We start from the raw sequence: 16,190 nt of genomic DNA, 5'->3' as shown, positions 1-16,190 counted from the left end.
CAGAACGGCGCCCGGGCGGTATAAGCGGGCGGACCGATCCAGGCATCGATCGACAGGGTCTGCCCACCGGCGATGATCATGTTGGGGGAAAAGGCCTCACCAACCCGGTCGCGGGCGGCGGGGCCAGCAATCAACCAGCTGACCACAAGGCCAAGCCCCAGCATGCCGCGCACGGCGAAGCTGTCGAACCGGGCCCAGGCAGCGCGCGGGCGGCGGGCGCGCGCTGCGGCCAGGCGGGCGGCCATGCGGGCGCGGTGTTCGGTCCAGACCTGAAGGGCTACCGGGTCGTCCTCGCTCGGACAGTCGGTCAGGGCTTCATGGGGGCGGGCGGTGATGTGGCTGTCGGTTTCGACCCGACGCGCCGTCTCGTCCGTATTCGGCCACCGGAAGGCAGCGACACCCGGTCGGGTCAGCCAGACGGCGACAATGAAGGTGATGATGGCATAGATCGCCCGCCAAGGGTCGCCGAACATGTCCCAGACGCCCAGCAGTGCGACAATCACAAAGCTGGCGACCCAGGCCAGGCCCGGCCAGACAACCGGAACCGACCGCTCCCAGACGAGCGAAAACCAGGCAAGGATCAAGGACGTACGACGCATGGCGTGAAAACTACCACGGTGCAGCGGAATAACGAGGCTCCGATGCATTACACTTTGGTGAGCCGCTCGGGCGCGACGGGCTATTCGTCGCTCTCGTCTTCAGCAGCCGGCGGATCGCCCCAGAGCGGGTCGGGACGGTCGAGATTGCCGCGCAGGCCACAGGCCGCGACGGCGAGCGCGCTGAGCGCGACAAGTGTGAATGTGGCCAGACGTTTCATCGCAATTGCTCTCAACAACCCAGGCGATCCTTCCAGATCGCCACCTGTTCGCGGACCCGGATCGGCGACGTGCCGCCAAAACTGGTGCGGCTCATCATCGATGCCCGCGCACTCAACACGGAAAAAACGCTGTCGTCGATAGCCGGTTCGATGGTTTGCATCTCGGCCAGCGACAGCTCCGCCAGTGGCACGCCTTTGGCCTCGGCCAGTTTGACGATCGAACCGGAGATGTGATGGGCATCGCGAAACGGCTTGCCGAGCTCGCGAACGACATAGTCGGCGAGATCGGTGGCGTCGGAATAGGCTTCTCCGGCTGCCTCTTCCAGGGCTTCCGGGAAGAAGGTGAGGTCGCCGGCCATGCCCGCCATCGACAGCAAGGCGAGTTCCAGGTCGTCAATCGCCTGGAAGACCGGTGCCTTGTCTTCCTGAAGGTCCTTGGAATAGGCGAGCGGCAGGCCCTTCACCACGGTCAGCAGTCCGGTCAGCGAGCCGATGATGCGGCCCGGCTTGGCGCGGACCAGCTCGGCGGCGTCGGGATTGCGCTTTTGCGGCATGATCGAGGAGCCGGTCGACCAGGCGTCGGACAGGGTCGCGAAACCGAACCGGCGGGTGCACCACAGCACGATCTCCTCGGCAAAGCGCGACAGGTTCACGGCGCAGATCGAGGCGGCCGACAGCACTTCCAGCGCGAAGTCGCGCGCGGCGACGCCGTCGAGCGAATTGGCCATCGGACGGTCAAAGCCGAGATCACTGGCGGTCATCTCACGGTCGATGGGGAAGGCGGTTCCGGCCAGGGCTGCACAGCCGAGAGGGCTTTCATTGAGGCGCTTGCGGGCATCGGCGAAACGGCCGCGATCGCGCTGTGCAACCTCGACATAGCTGAGAAGATGGTGACCCAGCGAAACCGGTTGCGCGGTTTGCAGGTGGGTGAATCCCGGCATGACCTGGTCGGCATGGATCTCGGCCTGCTTGACCAGCGCCGTCTGGTAGGCGGCGAGCATGGCGTCGATACGGTCGCAGGCATCGCGCAGCCAGAGCCGGAAATCTGTGGCGACCTGGTCATTGCGCGAGCGCGCGGTGTGCAAACGTCCGGCCGGTTCGCCGATGATTTCCTTCAATCGCGCCTCGACATTCATGTGAACGTCTTCCAGCGCTTTCGACCACGGGAAGTCGCCGGCATGGATCTCGGAGCGGACCTGTTCGAGCCCGCGCTGGATCGCCGCAGCATCGGCGCTTGAAATCACCCCGGTTGCGGCCAACATTCGGCTGTGGGCGAGGGAACCATCGATATCCTGGTCCGCCATGCGCTGGTCAATGTCGACCGAAGCGTTGATGGCTTCCATCACTGCCGACGGGCCCGCTGAGAAGCGACCGCCCCACATGGCGCTGGAGGCTTGTTTCGGGGCGTCGCTCGAGGTGTCGTCAGCCATGTCGGTGTCCCGTGGAGGAGAATGAGATGAAAATGTCGCCGATCGGCCTTGGTATACTGGGCATGACCGTACTCGCCATAGGCTGGTTCCTATACGTGATGGTTTCCGGTGCGAGCAAGGGCGAAACCGGCCCATTGGACAGCTATGCGCATGGTGAAATGCGGGCTTTCGTCTCGATCGACGATGCGCCGGCGCAACCCGATCTGGTCTATCGCGACGGCGACGGTGGTGAAGTCCGGCTGTCTGACTATCGCGGCCAGGTGATCCTTGTGAATTACTGGGCGACCTGGTGCGGGCCTTGTGTGGAGGAAATGCCGGCCCTGTCCGAGCTCCAGGCGGAATTGGGTGGCGATGAGTTCCAGGTCGTCACGGTGACGCTGGACCGCTCGATCGAGGATGCCCGCGAGTTTCTTGCCCGGATGGAGCTCGGCAATCTGCCGCTCATCCATGACGAGACCTTTTCCAGTCCCAATCGCGTGCGGGCGATCGGCCTGCCGATGTCCATTCTTTATGACGGGCTGGGTCGCGAAATCGGTCGCGTGCCGGCTCCGGCGGAATGGAATAGTGAGGATGCCCAAGCGCTGATCCGCGCCGCGATCCGCCGCAATATCTGACGCCGACAGCCTCGCAGACTAGCCGATACAAAAAGGGCCGCCCTCGACCAGGGCGGCCCAATAGTTTGCATCTCGGAGGGATAATCGAGTCGCGAGCCCGTTCGGGGAGGAGCGGGTTGGCGTTCTTCTATGAGCGCGATGCGACGGACGGATGACAGATGCACGATGCTTGTGTGTCGCAGACCATTGATGCGCAGCCGGGTTTCCCGGGCGCTGTCTGCGGTCCGGCCGCGCACGCCTCGGGCCGGGCGATAAACTCGCCCCCGACACGAAAAACGCTCCGGACCATCCGGCCCGGAGCGCTCTTCATGTCGATTGGTGTGGCCGCGCTTTAGTAGGTGACGCGGACACCGAAGACAGCCGACCAGCCATATTCTTCGAACTGCTCGACACGGTCGATGCCGTCCGGGCGGGTGACCGCGCGGTAGGGTTCGTCCGTGACGTTCTTCAGGTCGCCGAAGATCTGGAACGTGTCGTTGAAGGAATACTTGGCCGAGAGGTCGAGCTGGGTGTGCTCGAGAACCCAGCGATCCTCGTCGGCACCGCCGCGGATCTCGTCCAGGTATTCCGAGCGGCTCGACACCACGGCGCGCAGGTCCCAACCGGCGCGGTCATAGCCGAGTACGGCGTTCCAGACGCTGTCGGATTGACGCGGCAGCGGCACGACGCGGCCATCGGCGAGCGTCGCCTCACTGTCGGTCGCGGTGTAGTTGAAGCCGGCGATGAAGCCTTCGACCGGCAGGAAGTCGAGCGCCTGCTGGTAGTTGAACTCGATGCCTGAGACTTCGGCTTCCGGCAGGTTGATGTAGGACGCGGCCTCGTCGAAGAAGCGGCCGTTCAGCGTGATGTCCTCATAACCGACACCGGCGATGACATTGTCGAGATCCTTGCGGAAATAGCCGAGGTAAACGACGGCGTCATTGTTCGGATACCATTCGATGGAGACATCGAAATTGTCGGCTTCCAGGCGCTCGAGGTCCGGATTGCCGAACTCGCCTTCGACTTCGTCGTCGTCATTCTGCTCGACCAGGACACGGGGAGCGAACTGACCCGGATTGGGGCGCTGGATCGAGGCGAAATAGGCACCGCGAACGATCACGTTTTCGGTCAGCTCGTAGCGAGCCAGGATGGAGGGCAGCACGTCCGTATAGTCGTCGGAGGCCGTTGTCGGGGTCACAAACACCGTGTCCTCGGTCAGGACGACACCGTTCACCGTGGCATCTTCCTCGGCGAGGAAGGTTTCATAGCCGCGAGCCGCCATGTCGGTCTGTTCGACACGGACACCACCGACCAGGCGCAGCGGGCCGTTCTCGACCGAACCCATCAGATAGCCGGCCATGACATCTTCCTCGACGCGGTAGGAGGCGCCGAAGCTGTCGATATCACTGTCGATGCCGACATAGTCGAGCGTGCCGAGGTTGGAGAAGAAGTAATCGCGAACCTGCGAAGGATCGGCAACCGGGCCGATCGGGCCCTGGCCGTACTCGACCGAGCGGACCACGTCTGACAGCAGCAGGCTGTCATCATCATAAACGTCGAAATCCAGGGCGAATTTCTTGTCGCGGGTACGGGCCCGGACACCGTATTGGACGTAGCCCGGCATGGTGCCGAAATCCATGTCGTGGCGGACATTGATGGCAGCGGCGTATTCGCGGTCCTGCGACAGGCCGTTGGTCAGCTCGTAGCCGGCGTTCTCGTAGTTGGTGGCGTCGAACACACGGTCCGTCGTGATGCCGCCACCAAAGCCGAGCTCCGGGCGGAGCGGGTTGGTGGAGTCGACCGTGAAGAGCTCGCCATTCTCGAATTCATAGCTGAAATCGGTGTCGAGACGGTTCGGTTCGGCTTCCTCGGCGTAGACGTAGGACAGCGACCAGTCGATCGATGTATTGCCGTTCAGCCACTCACCACCGAAATCGGAGGCGAAGATTGTCTGGGTTTCCAGACGGTCTTTCACATCGCGGTCGATTTCCATCTCGTCGGCTGTGAACACAGCCAGATTGCCGCTCGAATTGACGTCGTCATATTCGGCGTCCTCGAACTTGATCTCGACCCGGTTGCGGGTCTCCTGGTCCGAGAAGTCCGACCAGGTCGTGCGGGCGTAGAGGCTCAGATCATTGTTGACGCGGTAGTCGAAGTTAAGGGCCGCGGTCGTGCGTTCGCGGGTCACCTGGTAGTTGCGCATCTCGACTTCATTCGGGAAGGCAACGCTTTCATCGACATCCCAGCCACCATCGACTTCGAAGCTGTCGGAGCCGAAGACGCGCTGCTGGAAGGACAGCGAACCGGCAACACCGAGGCGGCCGTCCATGAAGTTGTTGGCCCAGTTGATCGAGCCGCGATGGCCGAATTCCTGCTCCAGGTCGGAGTAGAGGCCGGCGACGCGGGCGCGCAGATACATGCCGTCGACATCCAGGCCGGACATGGTTTCGATCTCGACATTACCGCCAACACTGTCGCCATCCATGTTCGGCAGGAGCGACTTGTTGATCACCACGCTGGAGAGCACGTCGGCGTCGATGACGTCGAGGCCGACCTGGCGGTCTTCGGCTTCCGGCGACACCAGGCGGACGCCATTGATCGAGGTGGAGACGAGGTTCGGATCGAGACCGCGGATCGAGACGAAGCGGCCTTCACCCTGGTCGTTGAGCACGTTCACGCCGACAGCGCGGCGGGCGGCCTCGGCAACATTCTCGTCCGGGAACTGGCCGATGGCGTCCGAAGACAGGACGGCGACATTGCCATCATTCGCGCGCTGGCGCGAAAGGGCGGAATTGAGGGCGCCGCGCTGGCCCATGACGAGGATGTTCTCGACATAGTCGACATCGTCGCCGAGCGTGATGGTCGGCGAGACGGTGTCGCTCACCGTGGCGAGATTGACGCTGACTTCGCGAACGTCCGCACCGATATAGCTGACGCGCAGCGTGTAGTCGCCCGCCGCGAGGCCGGTGACACGGAATGTACCGTCAGCACCGACCGTGGCGGTCTGGCCGGTCTCGACGATGCGCACCGTGGCGCCTTCAAGGCCGATGGTTTCAGAGGCGTCGGTGACGCGTCCGGCAATGGTGCCGGCATGGGCTGCGGTGGCGGCGGCGAGCGCGAGAACGGAGGCCGTGCCAAGCATGGCGATGGTCTTTTTCATGGGAGTCCCCCTCACATGGACATGACTGGTGCCTTGCCCGGGCGGGCAAAGTTGGGGTCTCTATGCGCGGCCAGTGGCGACACGTTGATGACGATTGCATCTCACCTCCGTGTCGTTTTCTTGGGCATTTCGTGACAACCGGAATCACCGAAGGATTCGTCACGGAATTGTCGCCGAAATCGGCTTAGCGCAGTCGCGCCTCCATGCTATCCGCGCGCCGTGAGCAGGGAGATATGTGATGAGACATGTGTTGGGACTTCTTGCGACGGCCAGTGTGGTCGCCGCGTGCAGCCAGGGCCTGCCGCCGGTTGCGATCGAGGCCGTCGTGGAAACCGCCAGCGTGGCCGGCACGGGCGACGCCGCAGATGATCCGGCGGTCTGGGTCGCGGAAGACCCGGCCGACAGTCTCATCTTCGGGACCGACAAGGATAATGGCGTCTATGTCTACACCATGTCCGGCGCCGAGCATGCCTTTCTGCCCGAAGGCCGCCTCAACAATGTCGATGTCCGCTACGGATTTGACCTCGGTGACCACGTCGTCGATCTGGCTGCCGCGTCGGACCGGTCCAATGGTGGCATCGCCTTCTTCTTTATCGATCCCGCCAGCCGGGCCGTCAGCTATGCGGGCGCTGTCACTGTTGCGGACGTGACCGAGCCGTATGGCTTCTGTCTCTATCGCTCGCCGGTCGACCAGTCGCTCTATGCCTTCCTGTCCGACAAGGAGCCGGGGACCTTTGTCCAGTACGCGCTGGGCTGGGACGGGACGGTCGTGACGACGCAGGAAGTGCGCCGCGTCACGCTGGGGACGATTGCCGAGGGCTGCGTCGCCGATGACCGGACCGGCCAGCTCTACATGAATGAGGAGAATGTCGGCGTCTGGACCATGGGGGCCGAGCCGACCGACCCGACCGAGCCGCAACCCATCGCCGTCACCGATGGGCGGGAAATCGCCGCGGATGCCGAAGGCGCCGCCCTTCTGCCGCAGGGCGAGCGCGGTGGCTGGCTGGTCGTGTCGAGCCAGGGCGACAACACCTATGCCGTCTATGACCTGGAAACGCGTGACTTCGTGACCCGGCTGCAGATTGTCGATGCCGCCATTGACGGCGCCACTCACACTGACGGTCTGGACATCTCGGCGGCCAATCTCGGCCCGGATTTCCCGGCCGGGGTGCTGGTCGTCCAGGACGATGAAAACGACACGGGTGGCCAGAATTTCAAATTCGTCGACCTGCGGTCGGTGATTGCGGCGATTGAGGCATCAACGCCGAGCGAATAAAGTTGGGCCATGGCTCTTCTGGTTCCACTCGCCCTGATCGTTGTTCTCGCGGTCCTGTTCCTCGGGCACAGGTCGCGCGACGGCGGTTTGCGCGGCGAGTTGTGGCGGATCGAGCAGGCCCTGATCGGTTCGGTCGAGAGTGGCGTCGTCCCCGATCCCGGCCTCATGGGATCGGACCATCTGCGGGAAGCACCCGAACACCTCTACCGCCTGATCGTCGATGCCTTCGGCAGTCGCGACGAGACGGCGGCCCATCGTGCACTCGCCGGAATTCGCGAGTACCGCGCCTTCCGGGGGTGGAAAGCGTGATCGTGCCACCGGGCCCTGGCGCTGCCATGGATTGCCAGCGTCAACGACGGGGCTAGTCTGGCGCGATGATCCTGTCGGCTGTCAATCTCCTGCAATTTGCCCTGATCGCGGTCGCCGGCCTCGGGGTCGCCCTGACGGTGTCGCAGCCGCGGCTGCGGGCGGCGTCCGCCCTGATGGCGATGTCCGTGCTCTGGATGGCCTTCAATTTTCTGGAGGAGGTCGCCGGATTTCGCGACATCTGGCTCGTAACGCCGGCCTTCCGTCTCGCCTATCCGCCGCTGGTCTATCTGGTTGCCCGCGGCGTGATGCTGTCCGGGCCGGGTCTGCGCAGGCACGACTTGCCGCATGGGCTGCCCTTCCTTGTCGCCCTGTTTTTGACACCGTGGGTGGGCCTGGTCGAGCATGCCGCGCGGCTCAGCCTGTTCGCCTATTCGGCGGCCACTATCGTGATGATCCATCGCTTCCACCAAGCCACCCGCGAAACACGCTCCGACGCCCAGACCATCCAGCTGAACTGGATGATGGGGCTGATCGCGTTCTACGTTGTGGACGGCATATTCGACATAGCTCGCATGGATGCGCACTGGCTGCATCCCTACTGGCCCTGGCTGGGGACCCAATCGGCCTATGTCTTTCAGATTGCGATCTCCCTTGTATTCGTCTGCGTCCTGATCGTCCTCGCCGTCCGGCATGGTCGCTTGTTTACGGGGCTCGACGACGGGGCGCTCGTTTCGTGGCGTGGCAGGCCGATGAATCCTGTCGACGCAGGGGCGGGCTCAACGACTGACGCTGACCATGCGTCCACATACCAGCGGATCGACGCGGTCGTGCGAGGCGAGGCACTCTACACGGAACCCCGATTGACCCGGCAGGAGGTCGCCACGGCAGCCCGTTTGGCCGAGCGGGCGGTGTCGGTGGCGATCAAGTCGGAGACCGGTCGCAACTTCAATGACTACATCAACGCGCTGCGCATCGAGGATGTGTGCGCGATGATGAAGGACGATGTCGCAGGGCCGGAAAAGCGGCGGCTGATCGATCTGGCCTACACGGCTGGCTTCAGCTCGAAGTCGGTCTTCAACTCGGTCTTCAAGCGCGAAACCGGCCAGACACCCTCGGCCTATTTCGAGGCCCTGGCGGCAAACGCGACGGGTGCGGAAACCGGGCACGACGCCCGCTGACAAATCCCGGACGTCCGGAATCCGGATGTCGGACGACCTGTTCCCGACCCCGTGCTCCTGTCTTCCCGTCAACAAACGGGAGACAGACATGTTGCGCACAATCCTGGTCGTGGTGGCCGTTCTTCTGGCGGGTGTGACCGCCTTCATCGCTTCGGCCTGGCAGATGCCCGCGGCCATGCAGCCGGACCGGGACGGGAACCGGTCCTGGTTGATCGAAAACGCGGTGCTGCTCGATCCGGCAACCGGCGCTGCGCGGCCGGATGCTTCGGTACTGGTTGTCAATGGCCGTATCGAGTGGCTGGGAAGCGGGCCGGTGCCGGCTGCAGCGGACGGGCTCAACCGGATCGATGCGCAGGGCCGAACGCTGATGCCCGGCCTCATCGATGTCCATGTGCATGTGTTCGATGAGACCGATCTCGCGGCCGGCCTGTCACACGGCGTCACCACGGTACGCAATATGGGTGGCATGCCGTTCCACCTGCCTCTGGTCGAGCGGATTGAACGGGGCGAGATTCTGGGCCCACGCCTGATCACGACCGGTCCCATTCTCAATGAAACCGGCGGGCGCAACGGCAATGACCTGCATGAGGCGGTCGCCGGCGCGGACGAGGCACGGGCGGCAGTCCGGCGTCAGCACGCTGCTGGCTTTCGCCATCTGAAAGTCTATTCGAACCTGTCCCGCGAGAGTTTTGCCGCCATCCGCGACGAAGCCGCCGCGCTGGGGATGACGATGAGCGGTCACCCGGTTGAAGGGACAGAAACCGATCCGCTGCCTTTCGAGGCGTCGCTGGATGCCGGTCTGCGAACGCTCGAGCACGCCGAGTCGATCGTCTGGTACGGGCTGGACGATGACATGGACCCGGACCGCATGCACGCCCTGGCCCGTCGGATCGCCGCTTCCGGGACGGTCGTGGATCCGACCCTTGTCGTGCACGAAAACCTGGCCCGGATCGTGGAGACCGAGGGGGCTCACATCACCCGTCCCGAGATGACCGGCTACAATCCGGTGGTCGCCAGCTTCGAGCGTGACGGGTGGGCCTTCTGGAGCGATTATCCGCATGACGACCGGACCCGGATGCAGGCCTTCTACGTTGCCTTCACCGGCGCGCTTCACCAGGCCGGCGTGCCACTGACCGTGGGCACGGATTCCGGCGTGATGGTCTCGCCGCATGGCGTCTCGACCTTGCGAGAGATGGAAATCCTTGTGGAAGCCGGTCTGACCTCGCTCGAGGCCATCCAGGCGGCCACCCTGAATGGCGCGGACGTGCTGGGGATGGGCGGGCAGATCGGCTGCCTGGCAGTCGGCTGCGCCGCTGACCTCATCCTGGTGGACGGTGATCCGACACAGGACATATCCCACCTGCATGACCTTGAAGCGGTGATGCGGGATGGTCGCTGGCTCGATCGGGACCGGCTTGATGAGCTGGCCGAGGCGGCAAAACATCCGTCCTCGCTGCGCACCTGGTGGCGCCTGGGTCAGCACCAACTTGCCATCTGGTAACTCGCCCGGATTACGAAAAAGGCCCGGCTGTCGCAGCCGGGCCTTGGTCGGTTCGTGGTGTCGCCTGGATCAGCCGAGCGCTTCGTCGAGCTCGGGCAGGGCGTTGAAGAGGTCCGCGACCAGGCCGTAATCGGCGACCTGGAAGATCGGGGCTTCCTCGTCCTTGTTGATGGCGACGATGACCTTGGAGTCCTTCATGCCGGCGAGGTGCTGGATGGCACCGGAAATGCCAACGGCAATGTAGAGCTCCGGCGCGACGACCTTGCCGGTCTGGCCGACCTGGTAGTCGTTCGGGACATAGCCGGCATCAACCGCGGCGCGCGAGGCGCCGACGGCGGCGCCCAGCTTGTCGGCGATCTTGTCGAGCAGGTGGAAATTGTCCCCGGACTGCATGCCGCGACCGCCGGAGATGACGATCTTGGCCGCGGTCAGTTCCGGACGGTCCGACTTGGACAGCTCTTCGGAGACGAATTCCGACTTGAACGGACCGGAGGCGGCACCGAGATCCTCGATGCTGGCAGAGCCGCCATCGCCGGCCTTCTCGAACGTGGTCGGGCGGACCGTGATGACTTTCTTCGCGTCGGACGACTTCACCGTCATCATCGCATTGCCGGCATAGACCGGGCGCACGAAGGTGTCGGGGGCGACGACCTCGGAGATTTCCGAGATCTGCATGACATCGAGCTTGGCGGCAACGCGGGGCATGAAGTTTTTGCCCGAGGTCGTGGCGGCGGCCAGCACGGCGTCATAATCGGCCATCAGCGGCGTGACCAGCGCGTCGAGGGCTTCCGCCGTCGGCTTGGCCAGCACATCGCTTTCCGCGTGCAGCACCTTGGCGACGCCGTCCAGCTTGGCAGCCGCATCGGCGACAGCCTGGGCGTTCGAGCCGGCGACCAGAACGTGGACGTCGCCGCCCAGCGCCTTGGCGGCCGTGACGACGGCGCGGGTGGCGTCGTTCAGCGTGGCATTGTCGTGTTCGGCAATAACGAGAACAGTCATGGTCAGATCACTCCCGCTTCATTTTTCAGCTTGTCGACCAGTTCGGCGACGCTTTCGACCTTGATCCCGGCTTCGCGTTTCGGCGGTTCGGTGACCTTCACCACGCTCAGGCGCGGCGCGGTGTCGACGCCGTAATCGGCCGGGGTCTTGGTGTCGATCGGCTTGCGCTTGGCCTTCATGATGTTCGGCAGGGACGCATAACGCGGCTCGTTGAGGCGCAGGTCGGTGGTGACAATGGCCGGCAGGGTGAGGGACAGGGTCTGCAGACCGCCATCGATCTCGCGCGTGACCGAAGCCTTGCCGTCAGCGATCGCCACTTCCGAGGCGAATGTGCCCTGCGGCCAGTCCAGCAGGGCGGCGAGCATCTGGCCGGTCTGGTTATTGTCGCCATCAATGGCCTGCTTGCCGAGCAGCACGATTTCCGGGCTCTCCTCGTCGACCACGGCCTTCAGGAGCTTGGCGACGGCGAGCGGTTCAACCGCATCATCGGTCTGGATCAGGATGCCGCGATCGGCGCCCATGGCCAGGGCCGTGCGGATCGTCTCCTGGGCCTGGGCCGGACCGACCGAGACCACGATGATCTCTTCGGCCACACCCTTTTCCTTGAGGCGGATCGCTTCTTCGACCGCGATCTCGCAGAACGGGTTCATGGACATTTTGACATTCGCGAGGTCGACGCCCGTTTGATCGGGTTTGACACGAACCTTCACGTTGTAATCGACGACCCGTTTGACGGGGACGAGAATCTTCATGCTGGGGCTCCGATTGGCCGCGCGCGGGATGGTCTGCGCACCTGACAAGAATAGGCCGGAAACCTGCCTTCGCCCGTGCGGTAAGTCAATGCGTCCAGCTGGCTTACGCGAACGTCAATTCGCAGTTGCGGTATTGCTGGTATGGCTTGGTGGGGCGTGGAGAGTGGGTCCATATGTTAATGGTGGCAGCGTGTGATGCGGCAAGGCGTTTCGGCGCTCGTCCATTTTTCGGTTTTTCGGTATGTTCCGGTCGCTGTGGCTTGACCGTCTTTGTCGCAGGCAGGCGCTTGCCGGTCAGGGCTTCATCCATCCGGCGACCGGCCCGCGCGGCGACAGGGCGAACCGCCACAGCCCGTAAATCGCACCGCTCAGGACCGCGCAAACTGCCAGCATCACCGGAATGAAGCCGGCTCCGAGGATTTCATCGGCACCTGGCTGGGCCTCATAGGAAAGCGTAAGCGCGCTGTCATCGGGGTAAACCCAGAGACCGACCCCGGCCGGGTTGATGATTTCCATGATGGCCATGTGCGCGAAGACGAGGACGATCAGTCCCGTCACGCCAATCACCATGATCGAAAGATAATGCCCGATCACGGCGGCTGGCTTGAGCCAGACGGGTGGCGGGGCCGGCGGGTCGCCGAACTCCGCTATGGCCGCCAGCAGCCGGTCGACTTCGTCGTCCGCCCGCGCGTCGCCCATCGCTTCACGCATGTGTGCGGCGGCCTCGGCCCGGGCTTCGGCCCGATCTTCGGTGCCAAGCTCGCGATTGGCCCAGTCCAGGCGTCTCAGGAAGTCGGCCCAGAGGCGGCGCGCTTCGGCCGTGGTGAGCTCCAGGGTCATGCGCATCAGGACGCCTCCTTTGCATGTTGTGCCAACAGGACCTCGTCCATGCGGCGCCAGATCTCGCGCATGGCATCAAGCGTGTGGGCACCCAATTCCGTCACGGTGTAATATTTGCGGGGCGGCCCGGAATCGTCGGCCACCCATTCGGCTGTGACGAGCCCGTCTTTTCTCATGCGTGTAAGCACCGGATAGACCGTGCCTTCGGCCAGGTTCTCAAAGCCGGGCGCCTGCTTCAGGGCGGCGACAATCTGGTAGCCATATGCCCGCCCGGCCTGCAGACGCGCCAGAAGCAACATCTCGAAATACCCCTTGCGAGCCTGGGAGCTCCAGCGGTCGAGAATGTCTTCCATCTCCGTCCCGGTCATGAATTCCTGCCTCGCTGATCGAGCTCCCTTCCTATGGCTTGTATATCGGTTTAGCAAGATATATAGCAATGCATAGTAGTTGGTATCACCAACGTTGAGGTGAAAGGATCGGACATGTCGCCCCTGATGAAATTGAGAGCCGTTTGCCTGGCTGTTCTGGTTGTGAGTGCAAGCTTGTCGGCAATCGGGCTCCGGCAAATCCGTGGCCTCGAGCCCGGGAGTTCCGACTCGGAGATAGCGGCGCAGATGGATGATGTTCTGGATCAGGCGATGCAGCGCTATTCGATTGCCGGTGTCGCGGCCGGCGTGATCCGGGACGGTGAGATGGTCTGGCAGGCGCGTGAAGGCCGCTCGGACGGCGACGGTGCACCGGTTACGGATGCGACAGCCTTCAATCTCGGATCAATCTCCAAGCCCCTGGCAGTCTGGACCGTCCTCAGCCTGGCGCAGGACGGGGTTATCGACCTGGACGCGCCCTTGTCGACTTATGACCTGCCCTATGAGCCGGACTATGGCGAGCATGCGCCGGAGGCGGTCACCGTCCGGCGGCTTCTTCAGCATACGGCGGGGACCAACCAGCCGGGCTATGGCGGCTGGGGCGTTCACGAAGAACAGCCCGAAGACGCGGTCGATCTCAGCGAAAATTACGCGCCTCTCCGCGTCGCCTATCAGCCCGGTGAGCACCGGCGCTATTCCGGTGGCGGCTATGTCCTGCTGCAAATCCTGGTCGAGACCGTGACCGGGCAGGACTTTGATACTATCGCCCGCCAACATGTTTTCGACCCGCTCGGCATGACGATGTCCGGCTTTGACGCGTCGCGACTGCCCACCGTGTCGCAAGCCTTCAATTATTATCGCCAGCCTATCGAGGACTTGCGCGATGTCGCGCTGACAGCCGCGGGTGGCTATGCCTCGGGCGGTGATATCGAAAACTTCCTGTTGGCGCACATGACGGGCGGCGGCGTACTGACCACCGACAGCCTGGAACAGGCCTTCACGCCGACCGACCCCAATCCACGTTTCGCCATGAGCTATTCGCGCTGGGAAACCCCGGACGGAATGCTCTATGGCCACGGGGGGAATAATTCCTCATGGAATGGACAAATTTATATTCGCCCCGATACCGGCGACGGCTTCTACTTTCTCACCAATGCGACTTCGGGCGCGCAGCTTGACTTTGATCTTAGCTGCGCCTGGCTGGGCCTGATGGAGAGCGATGACGGCGCGGCGCGCTGCGACGAGGCGGTGTCCCTGACGCATCAGCTGACCTGGGTCAGCTGGGGCGTCGGAGCCGTCGGCCTGTTCTGGGTCTATTGGCTTGTGGCGGGCGGCGTTGCCGGCAAGCGCGTTCTGACCCTGCGCCCGACGGGTCGGGGGCCGCTGCGCCTGAGTGGGCGTCTCTTCTTGGCCTTCCTCACACTCGCCGCAACACTCTTCCTGATCTGGATGTTCTGGACGAATTCCGTGATCTGGCGGACCCAAACCATTTTCATCGATGAAGTGCCGGTGGATGAGCTGGAAGGGGTGTCGATTGCCGTGACAAGCCTGTTTGCCATCCTGACCCTGTGTCTCTGGTCCAGCCCGCGAAATCGGCGCTGAATTCGATCGGCCATGAAAAAAGGGGCCTGTCCGCCGGACAGGCCCCCTCATTCTCATTTGTCAGGCCGTTGAGCTTATTCAGCCGCCGTCAATTCGGTCGAGATGAAGAGCTCGATCTCGTCGGAGACGTAGGGGACAGCAAAGCCCATGTCCCACTCCGAGCGCATCAGCGAACCGGTCGCCGTGAAGCCCAGCTTGGACGCGCCGTCCCGGGTCTCGCCGACCTGGTTCAACGTCACGGCCAGGCTGACCGGGTTGGTCACGCCATTCATGGTCAGATCACCGGTCATCGTACCGGTTTCGCCATCTTCGGTCGCAAACCCGGTCGCCACGAAATGGGCCGTCGGATTGACCTCGGTCTCGAAGAAATCGGCGGAATTCAAATGGGTGATGAAACGGTCCTGATTGGCGCCGACCCAGAAACCGTCGATCAGGTTGAAGGTGATGTCGACGGCCGAATTCTCGGGCATGTCGAGATCGAGATCGAGCGTGCCGTCATAGTCGGTGAACTGGAGCGACATCGTCGAATAGCCCTGATGCTCCCAGCGGGCTTCGATCAGGGTGTGCGACTTGTCGAACTCATAGCTGATCGGTTCGGCCTGGGCGGCGCCGGCGATGAGCAGGGCCGTGGAAGCGGCGAGGAAAAGGCGGGTCATGCGGTAACTCCGTATGGACAGAACTGATGAGCCTACAGATAGGGAGTTGCGACATCTTGTCGACCGGGCTGAAGGGAAGTTGATGTTTCCAATGCGGAAACAATGAGACAATTCAGCGGTCCTTGCCTGGCACCCAGAGCACATCCGCGCGGCCTTCCTCATTGGCGGTACGCGCCATCACGAAAAGCAGGTCCGACAAGCGGTTGAGATAGGTCAGCACAATCGGGTTGAGTGTCACGCCTCCCGCCATCAGGGCCGAGACCTTGCGCTCGGCGCGGCGGCAGACGGTACGGCAGACATGCAGGCGCGCGGCGGCCTCGCTACCGCCCGGCAGGATGAAGGAGTTCAAGGGCTCCAGCCGCGCATTGAGCCGGTCGATCTCGGTTTCCAGCCAGTCCACCTGCGCTGCTGTGACCCGTAGCGGCTCGTAGTCCGGCGGAGTGTCGCTCTCGGGGACGCACAGGTCGGCGCCCAGATCGAACAGGTCATTCTGGATGCGGGCGAGGGGCGGATCGAGGGGGTCGTTCGATATCAAGGCGGCGCGCGCCAGGCCGATAGAGGAATTGGCCTCGTCGACATCCCCGTAGGCGTCAACGCGCGGGTCGTGTTTGACTGTCTGCGACATGTCACCCAGCCGGGTCGATCCGGCGTCGCCGGTGCGCGTGTAGATTTTCGTGAGACGGACCATGGCGCCAGTCTTAGCGTCAGGACG

The 16,190-nt window shown here is 63.5% G+C and carries 16 protein-coding genes; 6 read left to right on the top strand and 10 right to left on the bottom strand.

What is annotated here, in order from left to right; translation table 11 throughout:
• From ACN0X9_RS14935 to argH, 3 genes are all read right to left on the bottom strand, one after another.
• The coding region (locus ACN0X9_RS14935; RefSeq protein ID WP_417488364.1) for a DUF4175 family protein at positions 1–599 on the bottom strand (599 nt) is incomplete at its 3' end.
• 80 nt (positions 600–679) lie between these two features.
• The gene (gene lptM / locus ACN0X9_RS14930; RefSeq protein ID WP_417488363.1) at positions 680–817 is read right to left on the bottom strand and encodes an LPS translocon maturation chaperone LptM; all 138 of its coding nucleotides are present in this window, start codon (positions 815–817) and stop codon (positions 680–682) included.
• Between the two features lie 11 nt (positions 818–828).
• Positions 829–2,247, bottom strand: coding sequence for an argininosuccinate lyase (gene argH, locus ACN0X9_RS14925; RefSeq protein WP_417488362.1), 1,419 nt, complete (start codon positions 2,245–2,247; stop codon positions 829–831).
• Between the two features lie 26 nt (positions 2,248–2,273).
• On the opposite strand from argH, the gene ACN0X9_RS14920 reads away from it, so the two are divergent.
• The gene (locus ACN0X9_RS14920) at positions 2,274–2,861 is read left to right on the top strand and encodes a TlpA family protein disulfide reductase (protein ID WP_417488361.1); all 588 of its coding nucleotides are present in this window, start codon (positions 2,274–2,276) and stop codon (positions 2,859–2,861) included.
• Between the two features lie 331 nt (positions 2,862–3,192).
• On the opposite strand, the gene ACN0X9_RS14915 is transcribed toward ACN0X9_RS14920, so the two are convergent.
• Positions 3,193–6,000 (bottom strand): TonB-dependent receptor, encoded by a 2,808-nt coding sequence (locus ACN0X9_RS14915; RefSeq protein ID WP_417488360.1) that lies wholly within the window; start codon positions 5,998–6,000, stop codon positions 3,193–3,195.
• A gap of 238 nt (positions 6,001–6,238) precedes the next feature.
• Between ACN0X9_RS14915 and ACN0X9_RS14910 the strand changes: the two genes are divergently transcribed.
• The 4 genes from ACN0X9_RS14910 to ACN0X9_RS14895 all read left to right on the top strand — a co-directional run bounded on the left by ACN0X9_RS14910 (position 6,239) and on the right by ACN0X9_RS14895 (position 10,264).
• Positions 6,239–7,276 (top strand): phytase, encoded by a 1,038-nt coding sequence (locus ACN0X9_RS14910; RefSeq protein ID WP_417488359.1) that lies wholly within the window; start codon positions 6,239–6,241, stop codon positions 7,274–7,276.
• Positions 7,277–7,285: 9 nt separating this feature from the next.
• Complete coding sequence (locus ACN0X9_RS14905; protein ID WP_417488358.1) at positions 7,286–7,585, top strand: hypothetical protein; 300 nt, start codon at positions 7,286–7,288, stop codon at positions 7,583–7,585.
• 65 nt (positions 7,586–7,650) lie between these two features.
• Positions 7,651–8,763 (top strand): helix-turn-helix transcriptional regulator, encoded by a 1,113-nt coding sequence (locus ACN0X9_RS14900; protein WP_417488357.1) that lies wholly within the window; start codon positions 7,651–7,653, stop codon positions 8,761–8,763.
• A gap of 88 nt (positions 8,764–8,851) precedes the next feature.
• Positions 8,852–10,264, top strand: a complete 1,413-nt coding sequence (locus ACN0X9_RS14895) for an amidohydrolase family protein (RefSeq protein ID WP_417488356.1) — start codon at positions 8,852–8,854, stop codon at positions 10,262–10,264.
• A 69-nt stretch (positions 10,265–10,333) separates the two neighbouring features.
• Here ACN0X9_RS14895 and ACN0X9_RS14890 read toward each other — a convergent pair whose 3' ends face one another.
• The 4 genes from ACN0X9_RS14890 to ACN0X9_RS14875 form a co-directional block, all read right to left on the bottom strand.
• Positions 10,334–11,263, bottom strand: a complete 930-nt coding sequence (locus ACN0X9_RS14890; RefSeq protein WP_417488355.1) for an electron transfer flavoprotein subunit alpha/FixB family protein — start codon at positions 11,261–11,263, stop codon at positions 10,334–10,336.
• 2 nt (positions 11,264–11,265) lie between these two features.
• A complete protein-coding gene (locus tag ACN0X9_RS14885; protein WP_417488354.1) occupies positions 11,266–12,015 on the bottom strand; it encodes an electron transfer flavoprotein subunit beta/FixA family protein in 750 nt (249 codons plus the stop codon).
• 294 nt (positions 12,016–12,309) lie between these two features.
• Complete coding sequence (locus ACN0X9_RS14880) at positions 12,310–12,861, bottom strand: hypothetical protein (protein WP_417488353.1); 552 nt, start codon at positions 12,859–12,861, stop codon at positions 12,310–12,312.
• Complete coding sequence (locus ACN0X9_RS14875) at positions 12,861–13,223, bottom strand: PadR family transcriptional regulator (RefSeq protein WP_011644298.1); 363 nt, start codon at positions 13,221–13,223, stop codon at positions 12,861–12,863. Before ACN0X9_RS14875 ends, ACN0X9_RS14880 begins: the two co-directional genes overlap by 1 nt.
• A gap of 246 nt (positions 13,224–13,469) precedes the next feature.
• Between ACN0X9_RS14875 and ACN0X9_RS14870 the strand changes: the two genes are divergently transcribed.
• Complete coding sequence (locus tag ACN0X9_RS14870) at positions 13,470–14,822, top strand: serine hydrolase domain-containing protein (RefSeq protein WP_417488352.1); 1,353 nt, start codon at positions 13,470–13,472, stop codon at positions 14,820–14,822.
• A gap of 74 nt (positions 14,823–14,896) precedes the next feature.
• Here the strand turns inward: ACN0X9_RS14870 and ACN0X9_RS14865 are convergent, their stop codons facing one another.
• Both ACN0X9_RS14865 and ACN0X9_RS14860 read right to left on the bottom strand, forming a co-directional pair.
• Positions 14,897–15,478: a YceI family protein gene (locus tag ACN0X9_RS14865; protein ID WP_417488351.1), complete on the bottom strand. Its 582-nt coding sequence runs from the start codon at positions 15,476–15,478 to the stop codon at positions 14,897–14,899.
• 112 nt (positions 15,479–15,590) lie between these two features.
• A complete protein-coding gene (locus tag ACN0X9_RS14860; RefSeq protein WP_417488365.1) occupies positions 15,591–16,166 on the bottom strand; it encodes a cob(I)yrinic acid a,c-diamide adenosyltransferase in 576 nt (191 codons plus the stop codon).
• Positions 16,167–16,190 lie beyond the last annotated feature (24 nt).

The organism is Maricaulis sp., from assembly GCF_048268525.1.
Taxonomy (GTDB): Bacteria; Pseudomonadota; Alphaproteobacteria; order Caulobacterales; family Maricaulaceae; genus Maricaulis.
This window is presented reverse-complemented; position numbering and strand designations above follow the sequence as displayed.

What these genes read in the sequence shown, in the direction of transcription:
- lptM (WP_417488363.1), bottom strand. Translation starts at nt 817, where the DNA reads ATGAAACGTCTGGCCACATTCACACTTGTCGCGCTCAGCGCGCTCGCC.
- argH (WP_417488362.1), bottom strand. Translation starts at nt 2,247, where the DNA reads ATGGCTGACGACACCTCGAGCGACGCCCCGAAACAAGCCTCCAGCGCC.
- ACN0X9_RS14920 (WP_417488361.1), top strand. Translation starts at nt 2,274, where the DNA reads ATGAAAATGTCGCCGATCGGCCTTGGTATACTGGGCATGACCGTACTC.
- ACN0X9_RS14915 (WP_417488360.1), bottom strand. Translation starts at nt 6,000, where the DNA reads ATGAAAAAGACCATCGCCATGCTTGGCACGGCCTCCGTTCTCGCGCTC.
- ACN0X9_RS14910 (WP_417488359.1), top strand. Translation starts at nt 6,239, where the DNA reads ATGAGACATGTGTTGGGACTTCTTGCGACGGCCAGTGTGGTCGCCGCG.
- ACN0X9_RS14905 (WP_417488358.1), top strand. Translation starts at nt 7,286, where the DNA reads ATGGCTCTTCTGGTTCCACTCGCCCTGATCGTTGTTCTCGCGGTCCTG.
- ACN0X9_RS14900 (WP_417488357.1), top strand. Translation starts at nt 7,651, where the DNA reads ATGATCCTGTCGGCTGTCAATCTCCTGCAATTTGCCCTGATCGCGGTC.
- ACN0X9_RS14895 (WP_417488356.1), top strand. Translation starts at nt 8,852, where the DNA reads ATGTTGCGCACAATCCTGGTCGTGGTGGCCGTTCTTCTGGCGGGTGTG.
- ACN0X9_RS14890 (WP_417488355.1), bottom strand. Translation starts at nt 11,263, where the DNA reads ATGACTGTTCTCGTTATTGCCGAACACGACAATGCCACGCTGAACGAC.
- ACN0X9_RS14885 (WP_417488354.1), bottom strand. Translation starts at nt 12,015, where the DNA reads ATGAAGATTCTCGTCCCCGTCAAACGGGTCGTCGATTACAACGTGAAG.
- ACN0X9_RS14880 (WP_417488353.1), bottom strand. Translation starts at nt 12,861, where the DNA reads ATGCGCATGACCCTGGAGCTCACCACGGCCGAAGCGCGCCGCCTCTGG.
- ACN0X9_RS14875 (WP_011644298.1), bottom strand. Translation starts at nt 13,223, where the DNA reads ATGACCGGGACGGAGATGGAAGACATTCTCGACCGCTGGAGCTCCCAG.
- ACN0X9_RS14870 (WP_417488352.1), top strand. Translation starts at nt 13,470, where the DNA reads ATGGATGATGTTCTGGATCAGGCGATGCAGCGCTATTCGATTGCCGGT.
- ACN0X9_RS14865 (WP_417488351.1), bottom strand. Translation starts at nt 15,478, where the DNA reads ATGACCCGCCTTTTCCTCGCCGCTTCCACGGCCCTGCTCATCGCCGGC.
- ACN0X9_RS14860 (WP_417488365.1), bottom strand. Translation starts at nt 16,166, where the DNA reads ATGGTCCGTCTCACGAAAATCTACACGCGCACCGGCGACGCCGGATCG.